Origin of the sequence: Saccharopolyspora gloriosae (assembly GCF_014203325.1) — a bacterium.
GTDB lineage: Bacteria > Actinomycetota > Actinomycetes > Mycobacteriales > Pseudonocardiaceae > Saccharopolyspora_C > Saccharopolyspora_C gloriosae.
In genome coordinates this window covers 1,855,134-1,870,210 of the sequence record NZ_JACHIV010000001.1, presented here as the reverse complement: position 1 = coordinate 1,870,210, position 15,077 = coordinate 1,855,134, and the positions used below count along the sequence as shown (strand labels likewise).

Below are 15,077 nucleotides of genomic sequence, written 5' to 3'. Positions count from 1 at the left end.
AATCACCCACAATGGACGGCGCGTGCGCAATCAGCGGAAGCGTTGTGGCGATACCGGGCAACGGCGGCGATGTCGCGCCGCACGGGAACCGAAGCGGACGAGCGCGATCCTCAGGACGCCCCACGGGCTCAGAGGTAGCGGTACACGTCCTCGGGGTTCAGGCCGCGGGCGAGCATGATCACCTGGAGCCGGTACAGCAGCTGGGAGATCTCCTCGGCCAGCGCCTCGTCCGACTCGTGCTCGGCGGCCAGCCACACCTCGCCGGCCTCTTCGATGACCTTCTTGCCCTGGGCGTGCACGCCGGCGTCGAGCGCGGCCACGGTCGCGGACCCTTCGGGCCGGGTTCGGGCGCGTTCCTGGAGCTCGCTGAACAGCTCGTCGAAGGTCTTCACGGGGTTCGATCCTTGCATCCGGCGGACCGGGACCCGACGGGGGTCCCGGCGCGGTTCACGCGAGCGCTCCGGGCAGCAACGAGCCGAGCGAGCGCACGTCGAGCTCGTCGAGGCTCTCCAGCAGCACGCGCCGCTCCCCCGGTTCGAGCGGGACTTCGCAGGGGACCGCGACCACGGTGCAGCCCGCGGCGACGGCGGCGGCCACCCCGGTCGGCGAGTCCTCCACGGCGACGCACCGCCGCGGGTCGACGTCGAGCAGCCGGGCCGCCCGCAGGTACGGCTCGGGGTCGGGCTTGTTGCGGCCGTCCACCTCGTCGCCGCAGACGGTGACGTCGAAGGAATCCCGGCCGAGGGTGTCGAGCGCGATCTCGGCCAGCGACCGGATCGTCGAGGTGACCAGGGCCGCCGGGATGCCCAGCGAACGCACGCCGGCCAGCGCCTCGCGGGCGCCGGGCCGCCAGGGCAGGCCCTGCCGGAACAGTTCGGTGCTGCGCGCCTCCACCCAGTCGGCGGCTTCGGCGACGGCCCCCGCGTCCGCGACGAGGTCCAGGTCGGCCAGCAGCATCCGCATGCTGGTGCTCATGTTGGAGCCGACCATGGCTTCGCGGGTGGCGATGCTGAGCTCACCGCCGCGGTGCGTCGCGTAGTCGCTCAGCGAGATCGTCCACAGCTTTTCGGAATCGACCAGCGTGCCGTCCATGTCGAACAGGACGGCGGCAGGGCGGGCGTCAGTCATCGCGCCCCGGTCTCGGCATGTTCCTCTGTCCCACGCCTCCCAGTACAGCAAAGGGGCACGGGCCGGTCACAGCGAACGTGGCCGATCCCTCCCCTGCGGGTTCGGATCCCTTCCGGGATGTCGGGCGCTCACGTCGCCCATAGGTCGTAGGCTGACGCGGTGAACGATCGCGAACCACGCTCCGCAGACCAGGTGGACCGGACCGAGGGGAATCCGACCGAACGGACATCGACCGAAGGGAAACCCGCCGGGCCGACCGCTCCGATCGCCGTGATCGGTTTCGAAGGTTGGAACGATGCGGGTGACGCCGCAAGCTCCGCGATCGAGCACCTCGAACTCACCTGGGACGCCTCTCCGCTGGCTGAGATCGACCCGGATCCGTACTACGACTTCCAGGTCTCGCGTCCGACCGTGAAGCTGGTGGACGGCGTGACCCGCAAGGTGAGCTGGCCGACGACGCGCCTGTCGGTGTGCCGCCCGCCGGGTGCCGAGCACGACGTGGTGCTGGTGCACGGAATAGAGCCGAACATGCGGTGGAACGCGTTCTGCGCGGAACTGCTCGAACACCTGAACCAGGCCGGGGTGCGCACCGTGGTGTCGCTGGGCGCGCTGCTGGCGGACTCGCCGCACACCCGCCCGGTCCCGGTGACCGGAACGGCCTACGACGAGGACTCCGCGACCCGCTACGGGCTGGAGCGGTCCACCTACGAGGGACCGACGGGCATCGTGGGCATCTTCCAGGACTCGTGCGTGCGCTCGGGCATCCCGGCGATCTCGTTCTGGGCCGCCGTACCGCACTACGTGTCGCAGCCCCCGTCGCCGAAGGCCACGCTGGCGCTGCTGCACCGGGTGGAGGACGCGCTGGACCTGGAGGTGCCGCTGGGCAACCTGCCGGACCAGGCCGAGGAGTGGGAGACCACGGTCAGCGAGATGGCCGAGGAGGACGAGGACGTCCGCAACTACGTGCGTGCGCTGGAGGAACGCGGCGACGCCGAGGTGACGCTCACCGAGACCAGCGGTGACGCGATCGCCGCGGAGTTCGAGCGCTACCTGCGCCGCCGCGGTCCGGGCGGCAAGGGCCCGCTGGGCCCGGGGCCGGGCTGAAGAGTCCTCCCTGACGCGAGAACGCCCTCCGAGCCGAGCGCTCGGAGGGCGTTTCCACGTTCGGCCTCAGCCGGTCACAGCTGCACGCCCAGCAGCGCGTCGACGGCGGCCCGGATCTCGCCGGGAGCCGATTCGTCGGTGCCGCCCTGGCCGAGGGCCTCATCCGCCCAGGCGTCCACGGCGCGCAGGGCTCCCTGGCTGTCGAGGTCGTCGGCGAGCCGGTCGCGGAGCCCGGCGATCGCCGTCGCCGCCGCGGGGCCCGAGGTGAGGGCGGCGGCTTCGCGCCAGCGCGCCAGCCGGGCCGTTCCGGCGGTGAGCGCCTCCGCCGTCCAGGAGCGGTCGGTGCGGTAGTGCGCGTCGAGCAGCGCGAGCCGCACCGCCATCGAGTCCACCCGGTCGCCGCGCAGCCGCGACACGAACACCAGGTTTCCCTTGGACTTGGACATCTTCTCGCCGTCGAGGCCGACCATGCCCGCGTGGCAGTAGTGCCGCGCGAAGGGGGTCTCGCCGGTCAGCGCCTCGGCGTGCGCGGCGCTGTACTCGTGGTGCGGGAAGGCCAGGTCGGAGCCGCCGCCCTGCACGTCGAAGGTCATCCGCAGCCGGTTGAGCGCGATCACCGAACATTCGAGGTGCCAGCCGGGCCTGCCGGGCCCGAGCTCGGACTCCCAGGACGGTTCGCCGGGCCGGGCCACTCGCCACAGCAGCGCGTCCAGCGGGTGCTCCTTGCCCGCGCGGTCGGGGTCACCGCCGCGTTCGGCGAAGAAGTGCAGCATGTCCTCGGCGCCGTAGTTCGACTCGTAGCCGAACCGGCCGGTGGTGCCGTGCCGGTAGTAGATGTCGGGGTACTCGTCGTCGACCCGGTAGGCCGCGCCGGAGGCGAGCAGCTTGCCGACTGCCTCGACGATCTCCGGCATCGCTTCGACGGCGCCGATGAAGTCCTGCGGCGGCAGCACGCGCAGCGCGGTCATGTCCTCGCGGAACAGCGCGGTCTCGCGCATGCCCAGGACCATCCAGTCCTCGTTGTCCCGGTCGGCGCGTTCGAGCAGCGGGTCGTCGATGTCGGTGACGTTCTGCACGTAGTGCACTTCGTGCCCGTTGTCGAGCCACAGGCGGTGCACCAGGTCGAACGCCAGGTAGGTGGCGGCGTGACCGAGGTGCGTCGCGTCGTACGGGGTGATGCCGCAGACGTACATCCGCGCCACCGGACCGGGAGCGGTGGGCCGAACCTCACCGGTGGCGGTGTCGAAGAGCCGGAGGGGACGGGGTGTGCCCGGCACCTGGGGCACGGGGACCGACGACCAGGTTTGCATGCACTCGACCTTAAACGTCCCGTCCGACACGATGCCGCCCTGTTACACATCGTGAGAAGCGGCGCGGACCGGGCTGCCGGGGACACCGAGAACCGCACGGCCGCGACGCGGACGGCGGGAATTCTGATTCCGGCGATCAGCGGTGGGTTCTCGCGCATTCCTTCCGGCTTTCGCCGCATCGCGCACCGGCTTTTCCGATCGAATCGTCATCGCACGTCACAGACCGTCCGGATCGTCCGACCAGGAACTTTGACAATGGCGAGAACGGTCCGCGCCGGACGTATGCTCGGGCGCACGGGAACATTCCGCCTCGGCGTACGCCCGAGGGCCGCGCGGCTTTCCACCGACCCATCCGGACGCGCCGGGCCTGCGCACGGGGGGCGAGGCGTTGACATCGGTACGAGTGGACGGGCTCTGCAAGGTCTTCGGAGCGCACCCGGCGGACGCGCTGCGCCGGTCGCGGGCGGGCGTCGAAGGGGACCGGCTGCGCGCCGAGGGAGCCACGGTCGCCGTGCTGGACGCCTCGTTCACCGTCGAGCCCGGTGAGATCTTCGTGGTGATGGGCCTGTCCGGTTCCGGCAAGTCGACGCTGATCCGGATGCTCAACGGCCTGCTCGCCCCCACCGAGGGCCGGGTGTACGTCGACGAGGAGGACGTCACCGCGCTCACCGGCAGGGCGCTGCGCGAGCTGCGGCAGCGCACGATGAGCATGGTGTTCCAGCACTTCGCGCTGCTGCCGCACCGCACCGTGCGGGACAACGTCGAGTACGGCCCCCGCATCCAGGGCGCCGCACCGGCACGAGCCCGGGAGCGAGCCGACGAGGCGTTGCGGATGGTGGGCCTGACCGGGTGGGAGCAGCGGTTCCCGCAGCAGCTCTCCGGCGGCATGCGCCAGCGGGTGGGCCTGGCCAGGGCGCTCGCGGCGGGCACCGACGTGCTGCTGATGGACGAGGCGTTCAGCGCGCTGGACCCGCTGATCAAGCGGGACATGCAGGACCAGCTGGTGCAGCTGCAGGCCGAGCTGGGCAAGACGATCGTGTTCATCACCCACGACCTCAACGAGGCGATGCGGCTGGGCGACCGGATCGCGGTGATGCGCGCGGGCCGCATCGTGCAGCTCGGCACCGCATCGGAGATCTTGCGCCGCCCCGCCGACTCCTACGTGGCGCGGTTCGTGCGCGACGTGGACCGCGGCCGGGTGCTGACGGCGGGAGCCATCGCCGAGCGCTCAGCGGATCCGGACCGGCAGGCCGCCGACGCCGTTCCCGCGCAGACCCCGCTGCACGAGTTGTTCGGCCGCGTCGCCGAGACCGCCGGACTGCCGGTGGTCGACGCGGAGGGACGGGTGATCGGGACGGTGGGGCCGTCGGCGGTGCTGCGCGCGCTGGGCGACGGCGGACGGACGGAGGCCGGTGATGGCTGAGTTCCCGCGCATCCCGCTCGGCGACTGGTTCCAGGCGCTGGTGAACTGGCTCAACGACACCATCGGCCCGTTCTTCGACTTCGTGGACCTGGTGGTGCGCTCGGCGGTGGACGGGCTGACGGCGGTGCTGCTGTGGCCGCCGTCGTGGGCGCTGGTGCTGGTGCTGACCGCGTTCGCCTGGTGGCTGCGGGGATGGCGCTTCGCGCTGTTCACGATCATCGGGTTCGGCCTGGTGGTGAGCATGCGGGAGTTCCCGCCCGCGATGCAGACCTTGTCGCTGGTGCTGGTGGCCAGCGTCATCGCGATCGCGGCGGCGGTCCCGCTGGGAATCCTGGCCGCCCGGAACCGCACGGTGAGCAGGGTGGTGCGCCCGGTGCTGGACCTGATGCAGACGATGCCCGCGTTCGTGTACCTGATCCCGGTCATCTTCTTCTTCAACATCGGCGCGGTGCCGGGCGTGATCGCCACGGTGATCTTCGCGCTGCCGCCGGGGGTGCGGCTCACCGAGCTCGGCATCCGCCAGGTCGACGGCGAGGTGGTGGAGGCCGGTGCCGCGTTCGGGGCGCCGCCGCGGCGCATCCTCACCGGCATCCAGCTGCCGCTGGCCCTGCCGTCGATCATGGCCGGGATCAACCAGGTGATCATGCTGTCGCTGTCCATGGTGGTCATCGCGGGCATGGTCGGCGCCGAAGGGCTGGGCACCGAGGTCTACACCGCCGTCACCCGCGTGCAGCTGGGCGCGGGCTTCGAAGCCGGGGTGGCCGTGGTGATCCTCGCCGTCTACCTGGATCGCAGCACGGCCGTGCTGGCCGACCGCTCACCCGTGTCCCGCGCGGCGCGCACGACCGCGCCCGCCGGGTGAGGTCCACGCAGGAAGGGGAAGTGCCATGCGGAGATCGCGGTGGGTCGCCTGCGTCGCGCTGCTGGCGGCGCTGGTGCTGCTCGCCGCCGGGTGCGGCGGCAGGCAACCGGAGACCGGGCAGCAGACCAAGAAGATCACCATCGGCTACATCGCGTGGGACGAGGCGATCGCGGTCAGCAACCTCTACAAGGTGCTGCTGCAACGCCAGGGCTACCAGGTCCAGCTCACGGAGCTGGAGGCCGGACCGACCTACGCCGGGCTGGCGCAGGGCAACATCGACCTGTTCATGGACGCGTGGCTGCCGCAGACCCACGCCGATTACTGGGCGCAGTACCACGATCGCCTGGAGGACCTGGGCGTCTGGTACGACCAGGCCACGTTGAACATCGCGGTGCCGACCTACTTGACCGACGTGAACTCGATCGAGGACCTGCGCGGGCGGGCGGCCGAGTTCAACGGCACCATCACCGGCATCGATCCGGGAGCGGGCCTCAGCCGGGTGACGCGCGATCAGATGATCCCGCAGTACGGCTTGACCGGTCAGTACGCGTTGCAGACGTCCTCGACCACGGCGATGCTCGCCTCGCTGGAGCGGTCGATCAACGCGCGCTCGCCGATCGTGGTGACGCTGTGGCATCCGCATTGGGCCTACGCGAAGTATCCGATCAAGGATTTGCAGGATCCGCGGGGCGCGATGGGGCAGGCCGAACAGATCCACGCGGTCGGGCGGAAAGGATTCAGCGCGGACTTCCCCGATGTGACCGGAATGGTGCACGAGTTCCGGCTCGACGATCGGCAGTTGGCGTCGTTGGAGAACGACATCAACAGCGCACCCAAGGGCCAGGAGGAGGCCGCGGCCGCCAGGTGGGCCGATGCCCATCCGGAGGTGATCGCGAGTTTCGCTCCCGGAAGGTGATCACATCGTGCACGGACCGTCGCAATTGGATGGTCGAAATTGCACAATGCATCCATACCGGGCCGGTTCCTAGCACAGAAACACCGGCCGGTCATTCGTCCAGGTGATGGTCAAGTTACTATCCGGCACTGCCGAGCGTGCTGTCACGCGAACCTGGAGGAACCCCCGTGCATGACGCCGCCAAGAGCAGCGAGCGCCCGATCAGCAGCCCGGAAATGAGCGCGGACGGGTATCCCGGCGCATCGAGCGATCGGGGCAGCCGTTCGCTGTCCATCGCCGCACTGATCTTCGTCGCGATGGCCGCCGTGATGGGCTGGGGCGCGAGCTTCGTCGGCCTGCACGAGTACGGCATGCAATCGATGGCCGGGTTCACCTACTGGTCGGCGTGGCTGGTGCCCGCCACCTTCGACGGCGCCGCGTTCGCGTGCACGCTGATGACCTACCGCTCGTCGATCAACGGCCGCTCCGCGGTGCGCGGCCGGATCCTGATGTGGGCGTTCACCGGCGTCAGCTCCTGGATCAACTGGATCCACCAGCCGAGCCACGAGGCGCAGATCGTCGCGGCCGGGCTGCCCATCGCGGCCGTCGCGGTGTTCGACGTGGTGCTGCTGGAGCTGCGCGCGGACTACGAGGCCAAGCACGGCATGCGCGGCTTCCGGCTGCGGCCGGGCCTGCTGGTGCTGCGCTGGATGGTGGACCGCCGCAGCACGAGCGAGGCGTTCCGCAAGCAGGTCATCGACATCCCCGTCGAGGAGATCGCCGGCCTCGGCACGCTCGCCCCGCCCGGCACCCGCCGCGCCGCCGCGCTCAAGGCCGCTGCCCGCGCCGAGGAGGAGCAGCACGCCAACGAGCGCGCCAACGCGGACCTCGTCATCCCCGCCCCGGCTCGGCCGGAGGCACCGGAGGGCACCGCCGCCGCGAACGGCCCCCGCGCCGAGGACGCGGCGCCGACGGCGGCCGTGTCCCGGCCCGCCGATGGCCCTGAGGTGACCGCTTCCGCCGCCACCGCCGCGGCTCCCGCCGAGGAACCGAAGACCGAGTCCGTCCCGCGTCCCGTGCGCGAGAAGGTCGGAGCCAGCGCCGCCGCCACCGCGACCAGTACCGTGTCCGCCCGAACCGGTGCGTCCACTGAGGACACCGCTGACGCGGACCGCGACGAGACCGCGCGGACCGAGACCGAGTCCGCCGCGACGGCGTCCGAGCCGGACGAACCGGCCACCGCACCGGTCGCCGCGAAGAGCACCGCGAAGAGTTCGGGGGCGAAAGCCGCCAAGGGCGGCAAGAACGCCCGGACCACCGCGCACGGTGCGGACGAGGCGACCGTGACGCTCGAGCTGCCCAAGTTCGCTGCCGACGCGAAGTCCGCTCCGTCCGAGGACGGGACCGCCGCGAAGGCGAACACCTCGTCCGAGCCGGAGGCTCCCGCGAAGGACGAGACCGCGGCGAAGGCCGCGAACTCCCGGACCGGCGGCGAGGCGGACAAGCGCGCCGCCAAGGACGCCGTCAGCGACTCCGAGCAGACGCTGACCCTGGCACCGGTTCCCGACGGCCCGATGAGCGACCGGGAAAAGCGCTCCGCGGCCCGCGCCGACTACCGCAAGTCCGTCGAAGCCGACCAGCCGGTCAAACCCGCCGAGCTCGGCAGGCGCTACGGCCTGTCCGAGAGCTGGGGCCGCCGCCAGATCAACGCGGTCCGCAAGTCCATGGCCCAGGAACAGGCCCAGGACCCGGCCGACCTGGTCGGTGCAGCGAAGAGCTGACCCGTTTCCGCGAGGTGGCCCGGTAGCGGAACCTCTCGCCACGAGACCGATCTCCGGGTGGCTCCGCCGCCGGGCATCGCCATCCTTGCGGGGAACCGCTGAGAACTCGCCGACGGCCGCCACGCTGAGGGGTTCGCCGCGCAGCGATTTCACCGCGGGCAGGACGGTGCCGGGTCGTCGAGCACTGCCTGATTCCCGTTCGCGCGACCGGATTCCTGCCGCTCGCCGGCGTGCTGCGCACTCGCTGTGGCCGTCGGTGCTCTGCTCGGGTGATCTTCGGATCGCAGCCGGATGACACGCCTCGGTCCGAGATCATGACGAGCTCTCGACGGGCAGGGTCGGTGCTGGATCCGAACCGTTCCGCGGCAAGGCGGATGGTCGCTCCCCGCGCGGCGGCTCGGAACCGGTACGACGGTTCGAGGGGAGCGCCGATGGCGGAGTTCAGCGGGCACATCGTGTGGGACTGGAACGGCACGCTGCTCGACGACGGACAGGTCGTGATCGATTCCGTCGCGGCGGCCTTCGCCGACGCCGGGCACCGGGTGACCCGCGAGGACCACCAGCGGCACTTCACCCGGCCCATCTCGGCGTTCTGCGACCGGCTCGCGGGCCGCGCCCTCTCCCCCGACGAACTGGCGGCGGTGCTGCGGAAGTTCGACGAGTGCTACGACCTCGCGCTACCGCACGTGCCGCTCGCCGAGGACGCCCGCTTCACCCTCGCCGCGTGGACGGGCGCGGGCGGCACGCAGTCGCTGCTGTCGATGTGCCCGCACGACGTGCTGCTGCCCGCGGTGCGGAGAGCCGGGATCGAGAGCTCCTTCCGCCACGTCCAGGGACGAACCGGAGCCGCCCCCGACACCAAGGCCGCGCACATCGAACGCCACTTGGCGGCACTGGGCTCCCCCGATCCCCGCGAGGTCGTGCTCATCGGCGACACCGTCGACGACACCGAGACCGCCGCGGCCGTCGGCGCCCACTGCGTCATCTACCACTCCGGCCCGACGGCCCTGCACGCCCTGGACCACTTCACCGGCCGGGACGTCCCCATCACCACCACCCTGTCCGCCGCCGTGGAACGCGCGAACGCACTGCTGTCCGGATGAACCGTCGTTCGGAATACGAGCGACTCGGTGGCCCAACGCAGGAAAACCTCATCGCGGACCGCTGAGGAAATCGCTCGGAGGGCGGACCGCCGCAACACCCGCACAAGAAACGACGCGACGCTACCGATACGACCCTGATTCGACCGAATGCCTCCACCGGTGGTGGCCGGTTGCTGGTCACCGGGACGCGAAGTCGCCGGTGCCCGCTGCGGGGAATTCCTGCTTCTTCGACAACGTCGCCCCGGCATCGGTTCGCGACGGCTCCGGCATCTTCTTTCAGTTCGAAGGCGCACCGGGATTCATCCACGATCTCTACTTCTCGACCGGCTTCGACAGCTCGAATTCGCCGGGGCCGGAACCGCCCGAAGCCACGGCCCAGAAACGGTGGTCACACGCCCGCGCGAACGCCGGCTGGTTCAGCCGGATCGACATGGCCCCCGGCAACGCGGACCGGATTCCGCGCCCGCCTCGATCCGTCGAAGACCTGGGCTCTCGCCCGGACGTCACCGGCGGCGTTTGGTGCGGAGGTAGTCGCCGACGACTGCGGCGCCGAGGCCGTCGGCGCTGGGGGCGACGACTCGGCCGCCGCCGCGGCGGGCGACGATGTCGACGAACGCCTCCAGGCGCGGATCGTCGCCGAGCATGAACACGCTCAGGGTGGCGCCCAGCCGGTGCAGCGAGTCCACTTCGGACAGCGTGACGCCGAGGGTGCGCGGGGTCGGCGGGTACTGGAACACCGCTTCGCCGTCGGTTTCCAGGTGCGCCGTCGGTTCGCCGTCGGTGACGACGAGCACCACCGGCTGTGCATCCGGGTGCCGCCGCACGTGGCGCCCCGCCAGCAGCAGCGCGTGGTGCAGATTGGTGCCCTGCTCCCAGGTTCCCTCCAGCGCCGCCAGCTCGCCGACGTCCACGGTGGACGCGTGGCGCCCGAAGGTGACCAGCTGCAACGCGTCCGAGCGGTAGCGGGTGGCCACCAGGTGGTGCAGCGCCAGCGCGGTGCGCTTCATCGGTACCCAGCGGCCGTCCTGCACCATCGACCAGGAGGTGTCCACGCACAGCGCCACGGCCGCGCGGGAGCGCTGCTCGGTCTCAGCGACCTCCAGGTCCTCGATGTCCAGCCGGGGCGCCGACGGGCCGCCCGCCGCTCGCCGCAGCACCGCGTTGCGCACCGTGCGGCCCGCGTCCCACGGTTCGGTGTCGCCGTACGCCCAGGGCCGGGTCGTGCCGGTCAGCTCCCCTGCGGCGCCCGCCCGGTCGGTGTCGCGTTCGCCTTTGCGAGAACGCAGCTGGGAGATCACGGACTGCAGCGCGGTCTCCCCCAGCCTGCGCATCGCCCGCGGGCTCAGCTGGAGGTTCCCGTCGGCACCGCGTTGCAGCAGGCCCTGCTGCCGCAGTTGTTTCTCGATGTCGGCGAGCCGCTGCGCGTCCACCACGGCCCGCTCGCCGAGCTGCCGCTCCAACGCCTCCAGGTCGATGTCTTGCAGGCTCGCACCCGGATATGACTGGCCCAGCTGCTCGGCGAGCTGCTCCAGCTCACCGAGCTCGGCCATCGCCTCCGTCGCCTCCGCCAGGCCCATCGGCTGATCACCGCGGAACCGGCCGCGGCCCGACCAGTCCTCGCCGGGCCGCAGCGACCGCAGCTGCTGGTCCATCCGGCTGAGCGCCTCGCCGATGCGGGGGTCGCCGAACGCCTGTTGCGAGAGCTCCGCCAGTTCGGCGCGCTGCTGCTCGCTCATCGAGTTCAGCATCCGCTGCGCGGCGGCCGACCGGGCCGCCAGCGCGTCGATCAACTCGTCGACGTCGCGCGGGTTCTCCGGGAAGAACTCGCCGTGCTCGGCCATGAACTCGTCGAACCGGCGCGGCACGTCCGCGTCGCCGCGGGCGTGCGCGGCCAGCAGCTCGGAGAGGTCGGCGAGCATCGCGCGCACCCGCTCGACGTCCTCCGGAGTGGTCTCGCGCAACGCGTCCTTCATGCCCGCGAAGCGCTGCTCCAGGAGTTCGCCGCCCAGCATCCGCTGGATCTCGTCGAACGTCTCCCGTGCCTCGCCCGACCGCCAGTCGTACTCGGCGAGCTCGCGCACCGAACCGCCCGCGTCCGGGGGCAGCGCGCTCAGCTGCAGCTCGCGGAACCGGGCGTCCTCGCCGTCCTCCGCCGCCAGCGCCTGCCGCTCCTGGTCGAGGGCGCGGTCCAGCAGCCTGCGCACCTCCTGCACCGTGCCGTCCAGGTTGTGCCTGCGCTGCAGCTCGCTGCGGCGCTGCCACAAGCGGCGGGTGAGCTCGTCGAGACCGCTGGTGCCGCGCGTGCCGGTGCGCAGCAGCTCCTCCAAGGCCGAGCGCGGCGAGGCGCCCTCCATCACGTCCCGGCCGATCTGGTCCAGCGCGGAACGCAGGTCCACCGGCGGCTCCAGCGGATCGGAGCCGCCGTGCCAGGCACCGTACTGGTAGCGGCGAGCGCGGCCGGTCATCAGCGTCCTTCCGGGATCATCTGCGCGACGGAGTGGCGGGATCGAGTCCGCAAGCGGTCATCAGCCGTACACCGATCGCTGTTCGTCGGTGTCCTTGGCGAGCTTCTTCGCCAGGTACAGGGATTCCAGCGCCAGCTCCACGGCGCTCGCGATGCGGCCCGGCGGGTCACCGGCGCGCACGTCGAGCCGCTCGGCGACCTGGTGCAGCACCGGCAGTTCCGGCAGCGCGGTGAGCACGTCGGAACCCGCGATGCGCTCGCCCGTCGCGACCTGGTGACCGCCGGTGACGGCGTCGACGAGCGAATGCAGGTCCAGCCCGGCGAACAGGCCGCGCGCCGTGTCGGCGACCGAGCGGCGCAGCAGGTAGCCGAGGACCTCGTCCTCCCTGCCCTCCTCGCCCGCCTCGAACTCCAGCTTGCCGCGCAGCACCGCGGGCACCGCGTCCAGGTCCACCGGTCGCGCCACCGCCGGGTCCTCGCCGGTAAGCGCCGCGCGGTGCACGGCCGCCGCCGACACGGTCTCCGCCGCGGCGATGGCGAACCGCGCCGAGACCCCGGAGCGCTGGTCCACCGCCGAGGACTCCCGCAGGTGCCCCACGAACCTCGCCAGCACCTCCAGCAGGTGATCGCCCACCTCGGCCTCCAGCAGGGCCTCCTGCCGGATCAACGAGATCTCGTCGTCGAGGTCGAACGGGTAGTGCGTGCGGATCTCCGCGCCGAACCGGTCCTTGAGCGGCGTGATGATCCGCCCGCGGTTGGTGTAGTCCTCCGGGTTGGCGGTGGCGACCAGCAGCACGTCCAGCGGCAGCCGCAGGCTGTAGCCGCGGACCTGGACGTCGCGCTCCTCCATCACGTTCAGCAGCGCCACCTGGATCCGCTCGGCCAGGTCGGGCAGCTCGTTGATGGTCACGATGCCGCGGTGCGCCCGCGGCACCAGTCCGAAGTGGATGGTCTCCGGGTCGCCGAGCGACCGGCCCTCGGCCACCTTCACCGGGTCGACGTCGCCGATGAGGTCGCCGACCGCGGTGTCCGGCGTCGCCAGCTTCTCCACGTAGCGGTCGTTGCGGTGCCGCCACGCGACGGGCAGCGCGTCGCCCTCCTCGGCCGCGCGGCGCAGCGAGCTCGGCGTGATCGGTTCCAGCGGGTGTTCGTCCAGTTCGGAGCCGGGGATCACCGGCGTCCACTCGTCGAGCAGCGCGGTCAACCCGCGCAGCAGGCGGGTCTTGCCCTGCCCGCGCTCGCCGAGCAGCACCACGTCGTGGCCGGCGATCAAAGCGCGCTCCAGCTGCGGCAGCACGGTGCGCTCGAAGCCGACGATGCCCGACCACAAGGGATTCCCGGAGCGCAGCGCGGTCAGCAGGTTGCGGCGCACCTCGACCTTCACGCCGTACGGCAGGTATCCGCTGACGCGCAGCTCGCCCGCCGTGCTGGGCAATCCGGGAGGTGGGGTCCGAGAGTTCGTCACCCGTTCGACGCTACTCGCTCCCCACGACCGTCGCGAACACGTCACGGAACGGAAACGCCGCCGTGCCAACGGGTTTCTCCCGGCGGCACCGAATCCCGGTGATCAGCGGCTCGCCGCCCGCGCCGAATCCGCCGAAGATCCCGGTCCACCCCGCGCGTGGCGAGCTCCGGGCCGGTCCGCGCCGCGCGGAACGGCGTTCACCGAACGTGTCGGCCGACACTGGCACACCGCCGGTACCGACGAGTAGAAAGGTGAACGGCCCCGGCAGAGGAGAGAGTCAGTGAGCGCGTCGCAGATCGAGACCGACCCCGTCCGAGCGGGCTTCGACCCGGAACGCCTCAAGCGCCTCGACCGCCACTTCGCCACCTACGTCGCCGACGGCAAGCTCCCCGGCTGGCAGGTGCTCATCGCCCGCCGCGGCCACATCGCGCACCTCAGCGGCCACGGCCACCGCGACGTGGCCACCGCCGCGCCCATCGAGGACGACACGATCTTCCGCATCTACTCGATGACGAAGCCGATCACCTCGGTCGCGGCGATGATGCTCTACGAGGAAGGCGCGTTCGAGCTCACCGACCCGGTCAGCACGCTCATCCCGTCCTTCGCCGACCAGCGCGTCTACACCGGTGGCCCGGCCCGCGCCGCGCAGACCCGGCCCGCGACCGAGCCGGTGCGGATCTGGCACCTGCTGACCCACACCGCCGGGCTCACCTACGGCTTCAACCGGCTCCACCCCGTCGACGAGCTGTACCGGCGCACCGGCTACGACTACGGCACCCCGGACCAGGACCTCGCCGCGGTCTGCGACGACTACGCGGCGATGCCGCTGCTGTTCGAGCCGGGCAGCTCGTGGAACTACGGGGTGTCCACCGACGTGCTCGGACGCGTCATCGAGGTCGCCTCCGGCATGGGCCTCGACGAGTTCTTCCGCACGCGCATCTTCGAACCGCTCGGCATGACCGACACCGCCTTCGCCGTGGCGCCGCAGGACAAAGACCGGCTGGCCTCGCTGTACCTGGCGGACGCCGCGGGCAAGGCCACCGTGCCGCGCAACTCCCCGCCGGACGCCGCGCCGCGGGCGCTGTCCGGCGGCGGCGGGCTCGTGTCCACCGCCTACGACTACCACCGCTTCACCGGCATGCTGCTCGGCGGCGGAGCGCTCGACGGGGTGCGGCTGCTCAGCGACCGCACGCTGCGCTACATGAGCCGCAACCACCTGCCCGGCGGCGCGCACCTCGACGAGATCGCAAACGGCTCGTTCTCCGAGGTCGCCAACGCCGGCAAGGGCTTCGGGCTCGGCTTCGCCGTCGTCGAGGACCCGGTCGCCTCGCACGTCGTGTCCACCCCCGGCGAGCTGTCCTGGGGCGGCATGGCCAGCACCACGTTCTGGGTGGACCCGGCCGAGGACCTGTCCGTGCAGTTCTTCACCCAGCTCATCCCGTCCGGGACCCACCCGATCCGCTCCCAGCTCCACCAGCTCGTCTACCAGGCGCTGGTGGACTGAGGGCTGCTCGCTCCGCGCAGCGGGCCGAGTCCCAGCGC

General features: G+C 71.5%; 12 protein-coding genes. 7 read left to right on the top strand and 5 right to left on the bottom strand.

Annotation, left to right across the window (positions count from 1 at the left end):
- Nucleotides 1-128: 128 nt before the first annotated feature.
- Nucleotides 129-392 (bottom strand): phosphoribosyl-ATP diphosphatase, encoded by a 264-nt coding sequence (locus tag BJ969_RS08520; RefSeq protein ID WP_266093183.1) that lies wholly within the window; start codon nucleotides 390-392, stop codon nucleotides 129-131.
- 55 nt (nucleotides 393-447) lie between these two features.
- A complete protein-coding gene (locus BJ969_RS08515; protein ID WP_184478270.1) occupies nucleotides 448-1,128 on the bottom strand; it encodes an HAD family hydrolase in 681 nt (226 codons plus the stop codon).
- 264 nt (nucleotides 1,129-1,392) lie between these two features.
- Between BJ969_RS08515 and BJ969_RS08510 the strand changes: the two genes are divergently transcribed.
- Nucleotides 1,393-2,232 carry a PAC2 family protein gene (locus tag BJ969_RS08510; RefSeq protein ID WP_343071700.1) on the top strand — a complete coding sequence of 280 codons (840 nt, stop codon included), beginning with the start codon at nucleotides 1,393-1,395 and terminating at the stop codon, nucleotides 2,230-2,232.
- Between the two features lie 74 nt (nucleotides 2,233-2,306).
- On the opposite strand, the gene mshC is transcribed toward BJ969_RS08510, so the two are convergent.
- A complete protein-coding gene (gene mshC, locus BJ969_RS08505) occupies nucleotides 2,307-3,542 on the bottom strand; it encodes a cysteine--1-D-myo-inosityl 2-amino-2-deoxy-alpha-D-glucopyranoside ligase (RefSeq protein ID WP_184478269.1) in 1,236 nt (411 codons plus the stop codon).
- 388 nt (nucleotides 3,543-3,930) lie between these two features.
- Here mshC and BJ969_RS08500 point away from each other — a divergent pair, with 388 nt between their 5' ends.
- The 5 genes from BJ969_RS08500 (at nucleotide 3,931) to BJ969_RS08480 (ending at nucleotide 9,606) form a co-directional block, all read left to right on the top strand.
- Complete coding sequence (locus BJ969_RS08500; protein WP_221315749.1) at nucleotides 3,931-4,965, top strand: quaternary amine ABC transporter ATP-binding protein; 1,035 nt, start codon at nucleotides 3,931-3,933, stop codon at nucleotides 4,963-4,965.
- Nucleotides 4,958-5,827, top strand: coding sequence for an ABC transporter permease (locus BJ969_RS08495; RefSeq protein ID WP_184478268.1), 870 nt, complete (start codon nucleotides 4,958-4,960; stop codon nucleotides 5,825-5,827). Before BJ969_RS08500 ends, BJ969_RS08495 begins: the two co-directional genes overlap by 8 nt.
- Before the next feature lie 25 nt (nucleotides 5,828-5,852).
- Nucleotides 5,853-6,743 (top strand): glycine betaine ABC transporter substrate-binding protein, encoded by an 891-nt coding sequence (locus BJ969_RS08490; RefSeq protein WP_184478267.1) that lies wholly within the window; start codon nucleotides 5,853-5,855, stop codon nucleotides 6,741-6,743.
- A gap of 167 nt (nucleotides 6,744-6,910) precedes the next feature.
- A complete protein-coding gene (locus BJ969_RS08485) occupies nucleotides 6,911-8,503 on the top strand; it encodes a DUF2637 domain-containing protein (RefSeq protein WP_184478266.1) in 1,593 nt (530 codons plus the stop codon).
- Nucleotides 8,504-8,934: 431 nt separating this feature from the next.
- A complete protein-coding gene (locus BJ969_RS08480) occupies nucleotides 8,935-9,606 on the top strand; it encodes an HAD family hydrolase (RefSeq protein ID WP_184478265.1) in 672 nt (223 codons plus the stop codon).
- 503 nt (nucleotides 9,607-10,109) lie between these two features.
- Here the strand turns inward: BJ969_RS08480 and BJ969_RS08475 are convergent.
- Nucleotides 10,110-12,071 carry a vWA domain-containing protein gene (locus BJ969_RS08475; protein ID WP_184478264.1) on the bottom strand — a complete coding sequence of 654 codons (1,962 nt, stop codon included), beginning with the start codon at nucleotides 12,069-12,071 and terminating at the stop codon, nucleotides 10,110-10,112.
- Between the two features lie 60 nt (nucleotides 12,072-12,131).
- The gene (locus BJ969_RS08470; RefSeq protein ID WP_184478263.1) at nucleotides 12,132-13,535 is read right to left on the bottom strand and encodes an ATP-binding protein; all 1,404 of its coding nucleotides are present in this window, start codon (nucleotides 13,533-13,535) and stop codon (nucleotides 12,132-12,134) included.
- Between the two features lie 280 nt (nucleotides 13,536-13,815).
- On the opposite strand from BJ969_RS08470, the gene BJ969_RS08465 reads away from it, so the two are divergent.
- Nucleotides 13,816-15,039, top strand: coding sequence for a serine hydrolase (locus BJ969_RS08465; RefSeq protein WP_184478262.1), 1,224 nt, complete (start codon nucleotides 13,816-13,818; stop codon nucleotides 15,037-15,039).
- The last annotated feature ends 38 nt before the right edge of the window (nucleotides 15,040-15,077 follow it).

What these genes read in the sequence shown, in the direction of transcription:
- BJ969_RS08515 (WP_184478270.1), bottom strand. Translation starts at nt 1,128, where the DNA reads ATGACTGACGCCCGCCCTGCCGCCGTCCTGTTCGACATGGACGGCACG.
- BJ969_RS08480 (WP_184478265.1), top strand. Translation starts at nt 8,935, where the DNA reads ATGGCGGAGTTCAGCGGGCACATCGTGTGGGACTGGAACGGCACGCTG.
- BJ969_RS08475 (WP_184478264.1), bottom strand. Translation starts at nt 12,071, where the DNA reads ATGACCGGCCGCGCTCGCCGCTACCAGTACGGTGCCTGGCACGGCGGC.
- mshC (WP_184478269.1), bottom strand. Translation starts at nt 3,542, where the DNA reads ATGCAAACCTGGTCGTCGGTCCCCGTGCCCCAGGTGCCGGGCACACCC.
- BJ969_RS08495 (WP_184478268.1), top strand. Translation starts at nt 4,958, where the DNA reads ATGGCTGAGTTCCCGCGCATCCCGCTCGGCGACTGGTTCCAGGCGCTG.
- BJ969_RS08490 (WP_184478267.1), top strand. Translation starts at nt 5,853, where the DNA reads ATGCGGAGATCGCGGTGGGTCGCCTGCGTCGCGCTGCTGGCGGCGCTG.